A 15,952-nucleotide genomic window follows, 5' to 3' on the forward strand; every position below is an offset into this window, starting at 1 on the left:
AGATCAAGTAGTGCTAACTGGTTAATTTAGCGGCAAAAAATGATTTTAATTTAAGGTATGCTTATAAACTGTTGGCTATTGAGGCGCGGCATACGTTGTTTAAACGAATGGAATATGTTTTCGAGAATAAAAAAGGCGCCACCCGCGAGGGTGGCGCCTTTGTCGTCCGTGGCGTGGCCTGTATCAATCAGCGCTGAAGGGGACGGGCATTCTCTCCGCCTTGCCATTCACGGTAGGCGTCGATCTGTGCCTGAGAGGCTTCGATCGGCGTCTTCATGACAAACCAGGTGACGGGCTCAGAGCATGGTGGGGTGGTAAGCGAGCCGGAGTACTGCCAGCCGGCATGCTCGCGCGGCAGCAGCAGGTTGGCAGACAGGCCGCTTGTCAGGGTCTCGGAGAGGCCGCGCTGGGGCAGGCGACTCAACAGGCGGCTGAGAGCCAGGTTGTCATGCCCTTCCTCGACCAGTACGGCCAGAACGGCCAGCTTGCCTTCCGGCGTACTATGCACCAGATGGATTTCCATGGCGGCACGCTTGCCGTCGATGGCGTGCTCTGACGGCACATGCAGGTGCACCTGCGACAGAGTGTACTGGGTGCCATCCAGCGTCATGCTATTGCCGCTGGCCCCTTCGATCTGCAGGGTGTGGCCCGTATCGCGCGTGACGAGCAGCGACGAATGGTAGTCGAGTATCGGGCCCGCTTCATTCAGCGTGCGTGACTGGCTATCGATGTCGATCGGCGACTGCTGGCTGCCGGCCGAGCACTCGGCATACTCCGGGGTGAGCTCTCCCCAATGCTCGGGGCCATTGGCGCCAGTGTTGGTACCGTCCGCTGATTCGCTCGCATAGCTCCATTCGGTGACTGACGTACCAGGGGCAGGCGACGTGGCGTTGTCATCGGCGAGCGCCGGCAAGGATGACGACGTGGTGGCAAGCAGCACAGCCATGGCAAGTGGGCGTAACAGCGCGCGGGGCGACGAGGAAGAGGCTGGCATTGAGGTGTCCTTGCTCAAGAGTCCGTAACCGATCAGTGTCCTGAGCCGCCGTAGGCAGTCAGAACTCAGATGAATGAAGGCAATCAGTGTGCCGGACTCAGGGGCGAGGTCAAGATGACGCTGGAGTGTCACTAGGGTGTCGCATTCCAGCGTCAGTTGTCGCGACGTTCATCGCATCAGTAGTCACGACAATGGTAAAGACAGTTGTGAAAACAGGGAGGGGGAGATGTCAGCGCTCGAGCCACAGGCATTCCACACTGTCGCCGTGGTTGAGCTGTGCGTGGGGCGGAATCACGGCTAGTGCCTGAGCACCGGCACAGGAGGAGAGAACTGCTGAATTCTGGTCCGGGAAGGCATGCGCTTCAAGCTGGCCGTCACTGCCGGGCGACAAGGTCACGCGCAGGTGGTCCTGACGGATGGCAGTCTTCGCCGTGAAGGCTGCGCGAACCGTCATGCGTTTCAGCTCACGCAATGCATCACAGTCGGTCATCTCGCCCAGCAAGGGGCGAACGAACAACCAGCCGCCGACCCAGCTGGAAACCGGATTGCCCGGCAGGCCCACGACACGCACCGCGTCACCCCGGGGGCTGTTGATGCGCCCCAGCGCCAGCGGTTTGCCCGGTTTGATGGCCAGACGCCACAGATCCAGGCTGCCCAGCGCCTCGATGGCAGGGCGGACGTGGTCTTCCTCGCCGACGCTGACTCCACCGCAGGTGACGATCAGGTCAGCCTGTTGCGCCGCCAAAGCGAGGATGTCACGGGTGGCCTCGAAGGTATCGGCCACATTGAGTGGCGCCAGTACCACCTCAGCCCCGAAGTCGCTGAGCATCTGGCTGAGCATCACGCGGTTGGAGTTGTAGATCTGGCCGGGCTTGAGCGGCTGGCCGGGTTCGATCAGTTCATCGCCGGTCGCGAACAGGGCCACTCGTACCTTGCGTCGTACCGATACGTAGCTGAGCCCTTGTCCACAGAGAAGGCCCAGCGCGGCAGCATCCAGTCGCGTGCCCGCCGCCAGCAATCGATTGCCCTTGCTGACATCCCTGCCTTGTACCCGAATGTTGTCGCCGTGGGTGCGAGGTCCGGGCAGCCAGGCCAGGGTGGTGCCATCTTCGTCTTCACGCAGTGTCACCTCTTCCTGCATGACCACCACGTCGGCACTGTCGGGGATTTCCGCTCCGGTGAACAGGCGCGCGCAACTCGCCACGGCCAGCGGCGTGGCAGGCTGACCTGCCGCGATACGCTGACTGATCGGCAGCCAGGCACCGTCACCGATCTCCGCCACGCGGGCACAGTAACCATCCATCTGGGAGTTGTCGGCAGGCGGCACGTCAAGCTTGGCATGCACGTCCTCGGCAAGCACACGTCCTGCGGCGTCATTGACTGCCACGCGCTCGGCTGGCATCAGCGGACAGCTGTCACGGAGCGCTGCGAGTGCACTGGCCAGGGGCGCTAGCCCCTTGGCGCCGACAGGCACGGCGTCGCAGCCACATTCTGCCGCCGCGGAAGGCGACGGGCGAGAATGCGGGTCTTTACTGGCGTCAGTGGGCATGGGTTCCGCGCTCCGGGATCACCAGGTTGGCGAAGTTGCAGGGGCGGTGGCGGCTGTCGAGCTGCTCCTTGAGGATGCCGTTCCAGGCCGTCTTGCAGGCGCCGGTGGAGCCGGGCAGGCAGAACACCACGGTACGGTTGGCCAACCCCCCAAGACAGCGGCTCTGGATCGTCGAGCTTCCGACTTCCTGGTGGGAAAGCTGACGGAAGAGTTCGCCGAAGCCCTGGATCTCCTTGTCGAGCAGCACGCGAATGGCTTCCGGCGTGGAATCACGCCCGGTGAAGCCTGTGCCGCCCGTCGTCAGGATGACCTGCACGGCCGGCTCCGCGATCCACTCGCTGACCACGGCGCGCAGTTGATAGACGTCATCGGGCACGATGCGCTTTTCATGCAGGCTGTGGCCAGCTGCCGTCAGGTTGTCGACCAGGGCGCCGCCGGAGCGGTCATTCTCCGCCGTACGTGTATCCGAGACGGTCAATACCGCGATGGTGAGGCCGATCTGTTCGTCATTGCCGCTCATGATCAGTCCTTCTTGCCTTGTTGACGTGCCTCGAGCGCTGCCAGCTGCTCAGGTGTCGCCTTGGCCTGGTGGTGTGTCTTCCACTCGGAATAGGGCATGCCGTAGACATGCTCGCGCGCCACGTCGTAATCGAAGCTCACGCCGCGCTCCTCGCCAGCGGCCATCAGCCACTTGGACAGGCAGTTGCGGCAGAAGTCGGCGAGGATCATCAAATCGATGTTCTGGACATCCTTGTTGTCATCCAGATGCTTGAGCAGACGACGGAACGCGGCCGCTTCCAGTTCGGTGCGGGTCTGTTCGTCCAGTTGGCTCAGGTCTTGTACGGCTTGAGGGGTCGGGTCGCTCATCGAATTCTCCTGAGAAGGCGCAGCCAGGCGCCTGCCTTCGTGCTGTCGGGGTGCCTGGTGGGCCCAGGCGGGATATCTGAAACTTTACGCAACTAATGCAGAGCTGTGAACCAGCGCTGCACGCCCGTGGTTCGGTCTGTGATTTGGCAGACGGATTGGCCGGTGGAATACCAGTGGGTGGCAGAGTCGCGAAAGAGTGTGCGCGGGCAAGCGAGATAGCAGGCGCTGGCAAGCGAAAACGCCCGGCAGGCGAACCTGACCGAGCGTATCTTCACTCATCCAGCGGATGTCTGACGCCGCGCTAATTCGGACGTTGCTGACGTGCCAGGCTATCGTCAGGTGCCGTGGCGGGGTCTGCTGCCGGGTCCGCCGCTTCGGCCTGCTTGACCTCGTCGTACCACAGATTGTGGTGCTGCTTGGCCCAGGTTTCATCGACATAGCCGGTCTTCATGCCCTCGAGGGCACCCTCGGTACCCGCAGTGCCGATATAGATGTGGCCGAAGGACACCGCGATCAGCATCAGCGAGGCGATGCCGTGGAAGACATTGGCCCACTGCATGTTGTCACGCGTCTGACCGAAGATCGGGAAGTCCAGCACCAGCCCGCTGGCAATCACTACCAGGCCGACCGTCGCCAGAATCCAGTACCAGGCCTTTTCCCCGCCATTGGCGAAGCCGGCATCCGGATGCTTGCCCTTCATCATGCCGCCACCCTGACGGAACCAGTCAAGGTCATGCTTCTTGGGAAGGTTGAGCTTCAGCCACTTGGCCAGCACCAGGATCAGCATGATCGAGAACAGGGGGCCCACATAGTTGTGGATCACCTTGGTCGCCATGATCATGTTGGCCCAGAACACATCCCCGAACACATTGCGGAACACGAACTTGCCCCACAGCAGATTGATGCCGGTGATGGCCAGCGTCAGGAACAGCGTCGCCAGCGTCCAGTGCATGGCACGCTCCAGCGCCGTCCAGCGCAGCATCAGCTTGCCGCTGCGCGGATGGTCCAGATTGTTGCGTCCCACCAGCAGGTAGAAGATCGCCAGCACGGCCAGCATGCCACCCAGCGCGATCAGGCCGCCCGGTGAGATCCAGCGATTGCGGATCTGGCGCCAGGTCTCGCCGCTCTGGTTGATCAGGCTGTAGTTGGAGTCATGACGGCTGTCGATGGAGTTGCCCCCATTCTTGACCTGCCGCCAGGTATCGGCGTCCACCGTGCCGACCGCCTGACCGATCTCGCCGTCAGGGTTCGCGGCCAGTGCCTGAGGAGCCAGCCAGAGACTGGCCAGCAGCAGGCACAGGAACATGGCGACCACGGTCAACCGTGAAGCTGTAAAGTGCGCGCGCATGTCGCCTCCTTACCCCTTGCGGGCTGCGTCGTAGGCCAGGTGGTCCGCCTGCTGGACGCTGCTGGTGGTCAGGTTGGCAGAGGTTTCCGGATGACTGGCCTTGTCGACCGGCGACCAGGCGCCATCTTCATGGCCACGGTAGACCACACGCTGACGGAAGATGTCGGAGACGGTCTCGGCATCGCCGGCCAGCAGGGCCTTGGTGGAGCACATCTCGGCGCACAGCGGCAGCTTGCCTTCGCTGATGCGGTTGGCACCGTACTTCTCGAACTCTTCTTCCGGGCTGTCGGCCGGGCCGCCGGCACAGAAGGTGCACTTGTCCATCTTGCCGCGCTCGCCGAAGGCGCCTTGCTGCGGGAACTGCGGGGCGCCGAACGGGCAGGCGTACAGGCAGTAGCCGCAACCGATGCAGATGTCCTTGTCGTGCAGGACGATGCCATCATCGGTCTTGTAGAAGCAGTCGGTGGGGCAGACCGCCATGCACGGCGCGTCATCGCAATGCATGCACGCCACCGAGATGGAGACTTCACTCGGCTTGCCGTCGTCCAGGGTGACCACGCGGCGACGCTGGATGCCCCACTCGGTCTCGTTGGCGTTCTTGCAGGCTGTCACGCAGCCATTGCACTCGATGCAGCGCTCTGCATCACACAAAAATTTCATCTGGGCCATGGTGCTTCTCCTTCACGACCTGTCGCCGGGTTCCTCGGTCGACAGGCCGGATGATTCTGGTAACGGTGACGTCCGGTCGTGTCCTGTGCTGCGTCATGGCCTCGTCAACGAGACGCGGCCATCACCCGAGTCAGGCGAGGCTGACGCGGCACAAGGTGACCTTGGTTTCCTGCATCAGGGTCACGGGGTCGTAGCCGTAGGTGGTCGCGGTGTTGGCCGATTCACCGAGCACATAGGGCACGGTGCCTTCCGGATAGCGGGACTCGAGGGATTCGCCTTCGTAATGCCCACCGAAGTGGAAGGGCATGAAGACGACATCCTGGCCGACACGCTCGGTGACCATCGCCATCACCTTGACGCGGCCGCCCTCGGCGCCCTCGACCCACACCATGTCGCCGTCCTTGATGCCCTGGTCATTGGCCAGAGCCGGATTGATCTCGACGAACATCTCCTGCTGCAGCTCGGCCAGCCACGGAATGGAGCGTGTCTCTTCGCCACCCCCTTCGTATTCCACCAGGCGGCCCGAGGTCAGGGTGATCGGGTACTTGGCGCTGACGTCCTTCTCCTGGATGGAGGTGTAGAGTGTCGGCAGGCGATAGATGGACTCGGAATCCGGCCAGGTCGGGTAGTCCTTCACCAGATCGCGACGCGCGGTGTACAGCGGCTCGCGGTGCTTGGGGATCGGGTCCGGGAAGGTCCACACCAGGGCACGCGCCTTGGCGTTGCCATACGGCATGCAGCCATGCTTGATGCACACGCGCTGGATGCCGCCGGAAAGATCGGTCTTCCAGTTCTTGCCTTCCGCCGCCTGCTTTTCCTCGGCCGTCAGATCATCCCACCAGCCCAGCTGCTTGAGCAGCTTGTCGGTGAATTCCGGATAGCCATCCTCGATCTCGGCGCCCTTGGACCAGGAGCCTTCCGCGAGGATGTTGGTGCCGTTGTGCTCAACGCCATAACGCGCGCGGAAGTTGCCGCCACCCTCGGCCACCGTCTTGGAGGTGTCATACAGGATGGGCGAGCCCGGGTGCCCCATCTCCGGCGTGCCCCAGCACGGCCACGGCAGGCCGTAGAAGTCGCCGTTGGCCGGGCCGCCACGGGCCTTGAGCGTCTCGAAGTCGAAGGTGTGCCAGTTCTGCTGGTGAGCCTTCAGGCGCTCAGGGCTCTGGGCGGTGTAACCCACCGTCCACATGCCGGCATTGAACTCGCGCGTGATGTCCTCGACGACGGGCACGCTGCCCTCGACCTTGATGTTGCGGAACAGTTCGTCGGCGAAGCCCAGCTTGCGAGACAGCAGGTACATGATCTCGTGGTCGGGCTTGGACTCGAACATCGGCTCGATGACCTGATCGCGCCACTGCAGGGAGCGGCTTGAGTTGGTCACGCTGCCGGTGGTCTCGAACTGGGTCGCGGCCGGCAGCAGGTAGACGCCGTCGGTACGGTCGTGCATGACGGCGGCGATAGTCGGGTAGGGGTCGACCACCACCATCATGTCCAGCTTGGCCATCGCCTTCTTCATCTCCGGCCCGCGGGTCTGGGAGTTGACGGCATGGCCCCAGTAGAACATCGCCTTGAGCGCGGTGCGCTGGGAGATGCGGTCCGGGTTCTCGAGTACGCCATCGACCCAGCGCGAGACGGTGATGCCGTTGGTATGCATCGGCTTGCCGTCGTGATATTCGGTCTGGTCGTAGCGGTTCTGGATCCACTCGAAGTCGACGTTCCAGACCTTGGACCAGTGCTTCCACGCGCCTTCGGAGAGGCCGTAGTAGCCCGGCAGGGAGTGGGACATCAAGCCCAGATCCGTGGCGCCCTGGACGTTGTCGTGGCCACGGAAGATGTTGGCGCCGCCACCGGACTTGCCGATGTTGCCCAGCGCCAGTTCCAGGATGCAGTAGGCGCGGGTGTTGTTGTTGCCGGTGGTGTGCTGGGTACCGCCCATGCACCACACGACGCTGCCCGGACGGTTCTGAGACAGGCGACGCGCGACGTCGAGCATGTCGGCCTCGGCGACGCCAGTGATGCGCTCGACTTCCGCCGGCGGGAACTTGGCGACTTCGGCACGCACTTCCTCCATGCCGTAGACACGCTGCTGGATGTAGGCCTCATCTTCCCAGCCGTTCTCGAAGATGTGCCACAGCAGACCCCAGATGTAGGCGACATCGGTGCCCGGGCGCAGGCGTACGTACTTGTTGGCCTTGGCAGCTGTTCGCGTGAAGCGCGGGTCGACGACGATGATCTCGGCGTTGGAGCGCTCCTTGGCCAGCAGGATGTGCTGCATGGCCACCGGGTGCGCTTCGGACGGGTTGGAGCCGATGAACAGGATCGAACGACAGTTGTGCATGTCGTTGAAGGAGTTGGTCATCGCCCCGTAGCCCCAGGTGTTCGCGACCCCCGCCACCGTGGTGGAGTGACAGATACGTGCCTGGTGATCGACATTGTTGGTGCCGAACAGGGCCGCGAACTTGCGCATCAGGTAGGCCTGTTCATTGCTGAACTTGGCCGAACCCAGCCAGTAGATGCTATCGGGGCCATGCTCCCTGGTGAGCTCGAGCACCTTGTCGCCGACTTCCTCGATGGCCTGCTCCCAGGAGAGCTTCTTCCACTTGCCACCTTCGAGCTTCATCGGGTACTTGAGGCGACGGTCAGAGTGACCATGCTCACGCAGCGATGCACCCTTGGCGCAGTGCGCGCCACGGTTGAAGGGGTGATCGAAAGCGGGTTCCTGCTTGGTCCAGACACCTTCCTGGACCTCGGCATAGACGCCGCAGCCCACGGAGCAGTGTGAGCAGATGGTGCGCTTCGTCTCGACCGGGGCATCAGACACTTCGGTCTTGGCTTCGGCGCGTTTCATCATCGGGGCGGCCATGAAGCTCGCGGCGGCAAGGCCGCCGGTGGCGACACCGCTGCGTTTCAGGAACTGGCGGCGGTTGATACCGAGTCCTGAGGTCTCTTTGGCAGAGGGGGTGGGGGTCAGTCGCATGACATCATCTCTCCTCGTCACCCGAATCATTGCCCGGGCCGCGTCAGCGGGTCAGGGGGCAATGTCGGGAGCGGCGGTCTTTCAGATCAGGGGCAGTCCTGATCCGTGCCGACTTGTCACTGTCGATGGCGGGCGGAAACCTCTCCGCGCTGCCCGTTGTTCAGGCCGCTGGCCGCGCGCATGGCGCTGGCTCGGGACACTGTCTATCTGGCATTCAGTCACGCAGCGTGGCGTAGAAGGCCTTGACGTGATCACTCTCGCGATAATTGTCAGTGCCCTTGTCCTTGACGGGGGCCTCTGGCGCGGCCTGGTCCGGAATCACGGCACCGGCCAATGACCCTGCTGCAGCAACCCCTACGGTGCTGGCGCCCAATACGCGCAGGAATTTGCGGCGCCCCTGACGCGCCTGGTTATGGCTGTCTTTTGCGTCATCAGTCTTCATGCTGATCTCCTGTCGGCAATGCTGCTGGGTGATGCGAGATGGATAGCGTTGCAGTCTCGAATGTTGCTTCACGTCATGCGTGACATCAGTGTCTTGCGTCGGGGGCCACACTGGCTGGCATGACGAGCTGGACGGCTTCGGCCGTCACCTGCTCGTCAGAGATGTTTCCGGTAGCCGCATGCAGCGGGATCGAATCACCGAGGTTCAGGCGCTCTGCCCGCAGGAAGGCCTGCCCCAGGTAGCCGACGGCGGCATAGAAGGGGCTCTCGCGTCCCGCGAGGTCGGCGCAGCAGCGCTCGCCCCAGCTGGCCACATGGCGGCGGAAGAAATTGACCTGCTCGCCGGGCATCTCATCGATCAGCATGGCCATCACTTCGCACAGTGCGCCGAGATGATCCTCGGGCTCATGCACGTCGCTCTGGCGTTCGAAGCCGAGGCGTTTCAGGTCCTGGCGCAGGGCGACCAGCGGCATCTCCATCAGCGAGCCGGTGAGGTACCAGCTGGCGTAGGGCACTACCTCGCCCTGCACCACGCCTACCAGGCTCTGGAAGAAGTCGTCTTCCAGCCGGCGCGAGTCGCTGACGCGGGCGGCCAATGACAGCGACGCCAGCGCGCGCGGCAATTGTTGCTCGGCGGCCCCGGGCAGGCTGGTGGCGTCATGGTCGAGTTCGGCCAGAAAGTCGATCAGCTCCGCATCCGGCGCCGCGCGCAACAGCCGCGCCAGCAACCGATAGAGGTCGGCGCGCAGTGCCTGCTGTTCTTCACTATGGCTTATCAGAGAGTCGGCCGCAGGGGTGTCAGGTGCACGGTCGTCAGTCCCACCTGCTGCAAAGTCGTCGGGAGTCGACGTGGGTGATGTCATTGGCTCACACCTTGAGTTGGGCATCGGGATTGCGTGCCATTTCGTGCCAGATGTCCTTGACGCGGCAGTCGCTGCACATCTTCAGGCGCAGTGCACCATCGCCCTGGAAGTAGGCATGCGAGGCCAGTTTGGTCTGCATCGCCGTGATGGTGGCGGTGGAGCCGAACGGCGTGCCGCAGCTGATGCAAGGGAAGGGCACATCCTGCTTGATCAGCTGCGGTTCGCGGCGCACCTCGGGCTGCGGAGCAAAACCAGGCGTCAGGGTGATGACCTGCTCCGGGCATGCCTGCTCGCACAGGCCACACTGCACGCAGTCACCTTGAGTGAAGGATAGTGCAGGCGAGGTGCGATTGGCCGAGAGAGCGCTGGTCGGGCAGACGGCGACGCAGCCCTGACACAGCGTGCAGTTGTCACTGTCGACGTTCACCACGCCGAAGGGCGCGCCTGTCGGTACGGCGACGCTGTCCTGCGCCAGGTCCGCGACCGACAGGGTCGCCAGGTGATCGAGCACCCGATTGAGGCGTTCGCGCTTGCCGGGGCGTGCCTGCGGTTGACCCAGCAGCCAGTCACGGGCGATCGGCTGACTGGGCTGGTGCTCTTCTTCGCTATCCGCGCCCGGTGCCAGAGCGACACACAGCGGCGTGATCAAGGGCAGGGGGTCAGCCTCGCGGGTATCCATTTGCGGCAGGGTGGCCGGCAGTGATACGAAGCGGATGCGCGGCTCGCCACTGGCCGCATTGGCAAGTCCCATGCTGTCGAGCAGGGTCAGTGCCAGGCGACGTTCGCTCTCGAGCTGCTGGTACTGGCCTGCGGGCAGGTCGTGGGGCAGTTCGACGATGACCTGTGTCGCACCGAGTGCGAGTGCGGCCAGCCACTCGTCGTGCCCGGTGGCGGAGATTTCCTCGAGAGTGATATCGAGGCAGCGCTCCTGGTCGACACTCGCCAGGGCAGTCTGCGAGGCAAGGGATTGCTCCAGGCGATAGCGCAGCAGCGGGTAGAGGCCGCCGCCATCCTGATAGCGCTCCAGCAGGCGCTGGATCTGCTCCATGCGCTGCTTGGCCGGAGGCTGGGTGAAGCTCAGTGCGCCGGTCGGGCAGGCGCTGACGCAGCTGGCCGCGCCGTGGCACAGGTAAGGGTCAATCTCGATATGCGCATTGCGACGACCGGCCACCGAGAAGATGGCATCGGCACTGCACGATGACAGGCAGCGCGTACAGCCGATATTGCCGGCACTGGCGTGCGCGCAGGTATCGAGATTGACGGTCACGTAATTCGGTTTGTCGAAGTTGCCGATCAAACCCGCGAACTGCATGGCCCAGGCGGTCAGCTGTGGCAGTGATTCCTGAGAGGCCTCAGCATCGGCGACCAGCTGATCCAGCTCGGCGATGATGTCCGCGCCGGCCTGCAGGTAGCCGGGCGGTGGCAGTTCCGCCTGGTTGAGCGGCTGGCTGGACAGGTCGGCGATCAGGTCGAAATGGGGCGCGCTGCCGGCACCTTGCGGCGCCAATGCGGCGGCCAGATTGACGCCATCACTGGCAAGGCTGAACTGGCCGAGGTGACCGCTCAGCGCGAGCATGTCACGTGGAGCACTGTGCGCAGGCAGCGACTCACTGGCGGCGAGATGCTGTTCATCCATCGTCACCAGCGCACTGTTGTCCTGCTCACTGATCAAGAGTGCCACCGGCAGCTGAGCGGTAGCCGGCAGGCGGGTCAGCAGACTCGCCAGTGCTCGCACTCGTGCTTCGCTGCCGATGATCGCGGTGCGTCCCTGACTGTGATAGCGGATGGGGGCGCTGCCGGCATCCGTCGCCAACAGCGGCAGACTGGAGGCAGGCGAGCCACCCATGGCGGATGACAGGGCGCGTTGGCGTGCTTGTTGATTGAGGGCGCGTTGAGCGCTCTCGAGGCTTGAGCTGAGCATCCTCATCCTTATTCGGTCGTGGCGGACCTTGCATGCAAGCTGCCGTCAGGTGGCAGGCGGATGATGCAGGTCCCGGTCGTCGCTGATTCTCGCGGCCTCTCTCGGTCTTTCGCGGTGAGGGCCGGGTCGGCGATCGACAGTCGTTCAGTGGGGATTCATGACAGGCCAACTCTTGCATGCTGTTGATGACATTGCCGTTTTCACGCCCAATGGGAGAAAGGCGCGGTCAGGTCGCGCAGGCACTCATCACCGCAGGCGGTTGATGTTTGTCATCATCTTCAAGGGTTGGCATGTCATGCTGAATCTTGCCTGTGCATTGCAGTCAGTGCGCCTTGATTGGGCGCGTCAGGGTGACTCATGAGGCATCAGGATGACCTTGGTCAGGCGTGCTCGGATTGCTCGTGGGTCATAATGACTCATGTCGAGTCGCGGCGCGTCATCCTGACGCCCTGGTGGGGCTTGTGGTATCGGCCTCTCGTCACGGCTTGTAACGGGCGACACGGTCATCATCTGATTCGGGTGCTGTCTCGGGCGGGTCTTGCGCAGGTATCGCTTGCGGGTCAGGCGACTCGACTATCTCTTCTCTGGGGGTCGCGTGTGTCTCGACCACTGACGCCCCGCCATCAGGTGCCTGCTCAGCGATCTGATCGTCTGTCTCCTGCGCCGTATCCACCTGGGGTGTCTCGCTCGCCTCATCGAGCTTTTCCAGGCCTTCTTCGACCTTGCGGGTCCAGCTGCGCAGCGTGTCGGCGACACCTTCGGCGAGCGGACGCATCTGGGAAAAGTCCTGGTCGTAGTCATCCAGCCCATCGCGCACCGAGTGCTCGCCGCCCATGAAGATGCGTCGCAGCGCACGCTGGCGTAGCGCCGGGTCCACGCCGCTCTGCATGAAGGCGCTGATGTCGGCGTCTGGGGTCAGGGTGTCGGGGTCTGGCAGCTCGATGGCTGGCGTTTCAGCATTGTCATCGCCCGATGCGTGCTGATCGTTCGCGGCAGCTGCCTGTTCTGATGCCTGCTCTGCTGTGGAGGAGCTATCGCCGCTAGGGGCTTCGTGCACCGAGACGCGCGCTGCTGAGGTGTCAGCGCTATGGTCAGAGACGACTTCCGCCTGTGAGGGCGGGAGGGCGTCGTCTTTGGTTCCCTCTGTGCTGTCCGGCTGTACCAGTTGGTCTTCTCGGCGGCTGTCGCCTTGCTTGCGGCGTGACCAGCGCGAGAACAGGCCTTCATTGGCCGGGCTTGCGTTATCGTCGTGCTGGCTCATGACGTGCTTTCCGTACCATTACCGGGCTGATGCGCCCTGTCGGGTGTCGCGGCGGGCTGCTCTGCCTGACTGGCGCGCCCGGCGCCCTTGCGTTTCTTCTTCTTGCCCTCGTCGAGTCGTTCGCCGTGACGCGCGAGGTAGGCTTCCAGCCACACCATCAAGGCAGGGGGCATCGGCACGTCCAGCACCAGCTGGTCGCCATCCATCCACTGCGATGCCACTTCCTGACAGGCTGTCACCACGCGGGGCTGCATGCCGTCGGCTTCGCGCTCATCGCATTGGACGAACAGACGTGGCTGCTCGCAGCGCAGGTTGTAGCGGTAATCGGTGCGCTCGGTGAGGTGAAGCTGCAGTGGCAGGGTGCGGCGATGCGCTACTTCTTCAGCGGCGGCAGGCTCTGCTGCGTGCGAGTCTGTCTCTGGCGTTGCAGAGGGCGAGAGGTCGGCAATCCGCCAGGTGTCGATGCTGAAACGCCCCAGTTTCTGCGTGGTGGGTGCCAGGGTGATGCTCAACCAGCGGGTGTCGTCACTACGGGGAAGGATGGATTCAGACATGGCTTCCTTGTTCACTGCTGTACCCGCAAGCGGGTCTGAAAAGAATGCTGCGATTGTGCTGGTTTGCAAGATGCATGCCGGCGCTTGCGATATCAGGGTCTTCATCAGTCAGTGCGGGGACAGCTCTGCCATCGGGCTGGTACTCTACTGCGATTCAGCACAAGAATTGCCATTCCCACCGGCTCGATCAGGGAGACCCGAGTTCATGATGCCCTCTGCACGGCCAGCGATCAGTCGCGCCACACTACCCACTACGCTGGACATCGAAGTCATGGATGAGCGCGGTGAGCGCCATCAGCAGTCCATTGCCGCCGAGCGCTCGCTGACCATCTATCTCAATCGTCGCGAGATCGTGACCTTGATGACCCTGGGCGCCGAGCCTGAGGCATTGGTGGCCGGTTATCTGCGTAATCAGGGCCTGCTGGGTGAGCTTGAGGACCTCGAGGCGCTGCAGGTGGATTGGGAAGTCGAGAGCGCCTCGGTGGTGACGCGTCATTTGCCTGAGGATGTCGAACAGCGCCTCGGCAAACGCACCGTGACCACCGGCTGTGGGCAGGGCACTGTGTTCGGCAATCTGCTGGAGCGCCAATCACTGGCCGCGCTGGACGCAGGCCCCTTCAGCCAGGCCTTGTTGTATCGCCTGCTGCAGGCGCTGGCGGCGCACAACGCGACCTATCGCAAGGCCGGTGCGGTTCATGGTTGCGCCCTGTGTCGGGATGATGAGGTATTGGCGTTCATCGAGGATGTCGGCCGCCACAACGCCGTTGATACGCTGGCGGGGCTGAGCTGGTTGGCGCCCTTGAGTGATGATGCCAGTGATTATCAGGGGGCCAACATCTTCTACACCACCGGCCGCCTGACCTCCGAGATGGTACTGAAGGTGGCTCAGGCGGGGATCTCGGTGCTGGTCTCACGCTCCGGTGTCACGCAGAAGGGAGTGGAGCTGGCGGAACGCTTTGGCGTGTTGTTGATCGCGCGCGCCAAGGGGCGCCACTTCCAGGCGGTGGACCCTACCGGGCGGCTGGTGCTGGATGCCATCCCGCCGCTGCGTGCAGGTGACGCTCTCAAGTCATCGCGCCATGACGCGTCAGGCAAGCCATCTTCTTCAGACGGCGCAGCCGGACACGACAAGGGGGCGCAGTGATGAGTCGTCTTTCTTCGCCGCTGGGCGTCATACCCTCACAGGGCTTTTCCTCTGAACTCGGCCTATCTTCGGGTAGCTCAGTCAGTGAGTCTTCAGGCGAGGCTCTGAATGCGGCCACCGGTCGGCAGGCTCCGGTCCCCCACGACAACCCCTTTCTGACGGTGCAGGAAGTCGCGCGCCTGCTGCATCTCAACGAGAAGAAGATCTATCAGCTGGCCAGTGACGGGACCATGCCGGCGACCAAGGTGACCGGCAAGTGGTTGTTTCCACGCCGATTGGTGGAGCAATGGATTCTCGAGTCCAGCCATCATGGCGTACTGGCGGATCGTCTGATGATCACCGGCAGTGACGACCCGCTGCTGGCCGCGCTCTCCATGCGTCTCAATCAGCAGCATGCCGGTAGCGCCTTTTATGGCATGAGCGTGACCGGCACGCGTCTGGGGCTTGATCTGCTCAGTCAGGGGCGTGCTGACGTCTGCGCCATTCACTGGGGGCGCGCGGAGGAGGCGGCGCTGCGGCATCCGGCGCTGATTCGCGGTCACGATGGCTATCGCCAATGGGTGATGGTGCGGCTTGCGCGTCGTACCCAGGGGCTGATCATCCGCAATGATGATCGTCATCTGTCCATCGACCCCAGCGGCCTGTTCGGTTCGCAGCGGCGGTGGGCGGTGCGACAGGAAGGGGCGGGCTCGCAGCGCTTCCTGCAGGAGTGGCTGTCCGGCCATCAGATGCGTGCCGAGCAGCTCAATACCCTGGCGATCGCCTACTCCGAGCGTGAAGTGGCCTCGATGGTGGCGCGGGGCGAGGTGGATGTCGGCCCCGGCACGCTGTCGGCCGCCAATGAGTTCGGCCTCGGCTTCGTGCCGGTCTGTGAAGAGGCCTTCGACCTGGTGGTGCCGCGCAATGTTTACTTCCGCGATCTCTTCCAGGGATTGCTGGACTATCTGGCCACACCGAATGGTATTCAGCTGGCGCAATCCCTCGGCGGCTATGATCTGCGCGAATGCGGACAGTTGATCTGGCGCGGCGATGCCGCACAGCACGATTGAGACGCTCAGTATTGAGACACTCGGTATTGAGACGCTCGATAAGCTGAACACCTAGCGGATGCTGGCGGTCAGGACTAGCCGGAAGCCATGAGTGTCTTTACGATATCCAAAAAATCGCCCATTAGCGCATGGCTAGTGGGCGATTTTTGTATTGCGGGCTGACGGCGAGCTTGGTCTAGCAAGTCATTGTTTCGAATGGACCGGCCAGGTGGCGCTCGCGTTAAGGCAATCTTTGCGGTTTAGCTTCCCGCCAGCGCGTCATGTGCCTTATCTCAGCTCATCTCACTTCAACACAGCCCAGCTCGCTTAAACACA

At 63.2% G+C, this 15,952-nt stretch carries 14 protein-coding genes; 2 read left to right on the plus strand and 12 right to left on the minus strand.

Annotated elements, in window-relative coordinates; genetic code table 11:
* Positions 1 to 187 precede the first annotated feature (187 nt).
* From FLM52_08595 to FLM52_08650, 12 genes are all read right to left on the minus strand, one after another.
* Positions 188 to 994, minus strand: a complete 807-nt coding sequence (locus tag FLM52_08595; protein NVN55843.1) for a carbonic anhydrase family protein — start codon at positions 992 to 994, stop codon at positions 188 to 190.
* A 229-nt stretch (positions 995 to 1,223) separates the two neighbouring features.
* Positions 1,224 to 2,543, minus strand: coding sequence for a molybdopterin molybdotransferase MoeA (locus FLM52_08600; GenBank protein NVN55844.1), 1,320 nt, complete (start codon positions 2,541 to 2,543; stop codon positions 1,224 to 1,226).
* Positions 2,533 to 3,063, minus strand: coding sequence for a molybdenum cofactor biosynthesis protein B (gene moaB / locus FLM52_08605; protein NVN55845.1), 531 nt, complete (start codon positions 3,061 to 3,063; stop codon positions 2,533 to 2,535). The genes FLM52_08600 and moaB overlap by 11 nt, the downstream gene beginning before the upstream one ends.
* A 2-nt stretch (positions 3,064 to 3,065) precedes the next feature.
* Positions 3,066 to 3,410, minus strand: coding sequence for a DUF1244 domain-containing protein (locus FLM52_08610; GenBank protein NVN55846.1), 345 nt, complete (start codon positions 3,408 to 3,410; stop codon positions 3,066 to 3,068).
* A gap of 301 nt (positions 3,411 to 3,711) precedes the next feature.
* Positions 3,712 to 4,758, minus strand: coding sequence for a formate dehydrogenase subunit gamma (locus FLM52_08615; GenBank protein ID NVN55847.1), 1,047 nt, complete (start codon positions 4,756 to 4,758; stop codon positions 3,712 to 3,714).
* Positions 4,759 to 4,767: 9 nt separating this feature from the next.
* Positions 4,768 to 5,427: a 4Fe-4S dicluster domain-containing protein gene (locus tag FLM52_08620; protein ID NVN55848.1), complete on the minus strand. Its 660-nt coding sequence runs from the start codon at positions 5,425 to 5,427 to the stop codon at positions 4,768 to 4,770.
* 130 nt (positions 5,428 to 5,557) lie between these two features.
* On the minus strand, positions 5,558 to 8,404 hold the full coding sequence (locus FLM52_08625) for a formate dehydrogenase subunit alpha (GenBank protein NVN55849.1): 2,847 nt from the start codon (positions 8,402 to 8,404) through the stop codon (positions 5,558 to 5,560).
* A 214-nt stretch (positions 8,405 to 8,618) separates the two neighbouring features.
* On the minus strand, positions 8,619 to 8,846 hold the full coding sequence (locus FLM52_08630) for a twin-arginine translocation pathway signal (GenBank protein ID NVN55850.1): 228 nt from the start codon (positions 8,844 to 8,846) through the stop codon (positions 8,619 to 8,621).
* A gap of 85 nt (positions 8,847 to 8,931) precedes the next feature.
* The gene (locus FLM52_08635; GenBank protein NVN55851.1) at positions 8,932 to 9,708 is read right to left on the minus strand and encodes a molecular chaperone TorD; all 777 of its coding nucleotides are present in this window, start codon (positions 9,706 to 9,708) and stop codon (positions 8,932 to 8,934) included.
* A gap of 4 nt (positions 9,709 to 9,712) precedes the next feature.
* Entirely contained in the window at positions 9,713 to 11,635 is a 1,923-nt protein-coding gene (locus FLM52_08640; protein ID NVN55852.1) for a 4Fe-4S dicluster domain-containing protein, read from the minus strand.
* Positions 11,636 to 12,107: 472 nt separating this feature from the next.
* The gene (locus FLM52_08645; protein NVN55853.1) at positions 12,108 to 12,890 is read right to left on the minus strand and encodes a DUF3306 domain-containing protein; all 783 of its coding nucleotides are present in this window, start codon (positions 12,888 to 12,890) and stop codon (positions 12,108 to 12,110) included.
* Entirely contained in the window at positions 12,887 to 13,444 is a 558-nt protein-coding gene (locus FLM52_08650) for a DUF3305 domain-containing protein (protein NVN55854.1), read from the minus strand. Before FLM52_08650 ends, FLM52_08645 begins: the two co-directional genes overlap by 4 nt.
* A 208-nt stretch (positions 13,445 to 13,652) precedes the next feature.
* Here FLM52_08650 and FLM52_08655 point away from each other — a divergent pair, with 208 nt between their 5' ends.
* Positions 13,653 to 14,588, plus strand: coding sequence for a formate dehydrogenase accessory sulfurtransferase FdhD (locus FLM52_08655; protein ID NVN55855.1), 936 nt, complete (start codon positions 13,653 to 13,655; stop codon positions 14,586 to 14,588).
* Positions 14,588 to 15,637 (plus strand): helix-turn-helix domain-containing protein, encoded by a 1,050-nt coding sequence (locus tag FLM52_08660; GenBank protein ID NVN55856.1) that lies wholly within the window; start codon positions 14,588 to 14,590, stop codon positions 15,635 to 15,637. Before FLM52_08655 ends, FLM52_08660 begins: the two co-directional genes overlap by 1 nt.
* Positions 15,638 to 15,952: the final 315 nt, after the last annotated feature.

Source organism: bacterium Scap17, assembly GCA_013376735.1.
Taxonomy (GTDB): Bacteria; Pseudomonadota; Gammaproteobacteria; order Pseudomonadales; family Halomonadaceae; genus Cobetia.

What these genes read in the sequence shown, in the direction of transcription:
- FLM52_08660 (NVN55856.1), top strand. Translation starts at nt 14,588, where the DNA reads ATGAGTCGTCTTTCTTCGCCGCTGGGCGTCATACCCTCACAGGGCTTT.
- FLM52_08630 (NVN55850.1), bottom strand. Translation starts at nt 8,846, where the DNA reads ATGAAGACTGATGACGCAAAAGACAGCCATAACCAGGCGCGTCAGGGG.
- FLM52_08610 (NVN55846.1), bottom strand. Translation starts at nt 3,410, where the DNA reads ATGAGCGACCCGACCCCTCAAGCCGTACAAGACCTGAGCCAACTGGAC.
- FLM52_08620 (NVN55848.1), bottom strand. Translation starts at nt 5,427, where the DNA reads ATGGCCCAGATGAAATTTTTGTGTGATGCAGAGCGCTGCATCGAGTGC.
- FLM52_08635 (NVN55851.1), bottom strand. Translation starts at nt 9,708, where the DNA reads ATGACATCACCCACGTCGACTCCCGACGACTTTGCAGCAGGTGGGACT.
- FLM52_08655 (NVN55855.1), top strand. Translation starts at nt 13,653, where the DNA reads ATGCCCTCTGCACGGCCAGCGATCAGTCGCGCCACACTACCCACTACG.
- moaB (NVN55845.1), bottom strand. Translation starts at nt 3,063, where the DNA reads ATGAGCGGCAATGACGAACAGATCGGCCTCACCATCGCGGTATTGACC.
- FLM52_08650 (NVN55854.1), bottom strand. Translation starts at nt 13,444, where the DNA reads ATGTCTGAATCCATCCTTCCCCGTAGTGACGACACCCGCTGGTTGAGC.
- FLM52_08640 (NVN55852.1), bottom strand. Translation starts at nt 11,635, where the DNA reads ATGAGGATGCTCAGCTCAAGCCTCGAGAGCGCTCAACGCGCCCTCAAT.
- FLM52_08600 (NVN55844.1), bottom strand. Translation starts at nt 2,543, where the DNA reads ATGCCCACTGACGCCAGTAAAGACCCGCATTCTCGCCCGTCGCCTTCC.
- FLM52_08645 (NVN55853.1), bottom strand. Translation starts at nt 12,890, where the DNA reads ATGAGCCAGCACGACGATAACGCAAGCCCGGCCAATGAAGGCCTGTTC.
- FLM52_08625 (NVN55849.1), bottom strand. Translation starts at nt 8,404, where the DNA reads ATGCGACTGACCCCCACCCCCTCTGCCAAAGAGACCTCAGGACTCGGT.
- FLM52_08615 (NVN55847.1), bottom strand. Translation starts at nt 4,758, where the DNA reads ATGCGCGCGCACTTTACAGCTTCACGGTTGACCGTGGTCGCCATGTTC.
- FLM52_08595 (NVN55843.1), bottom strand. Translation starts at nt 994, where the DNA reads ATGCCAGCCTCTTCCTCGTCGCCCCGCGCGCTGTTACGCCCACTTGCC.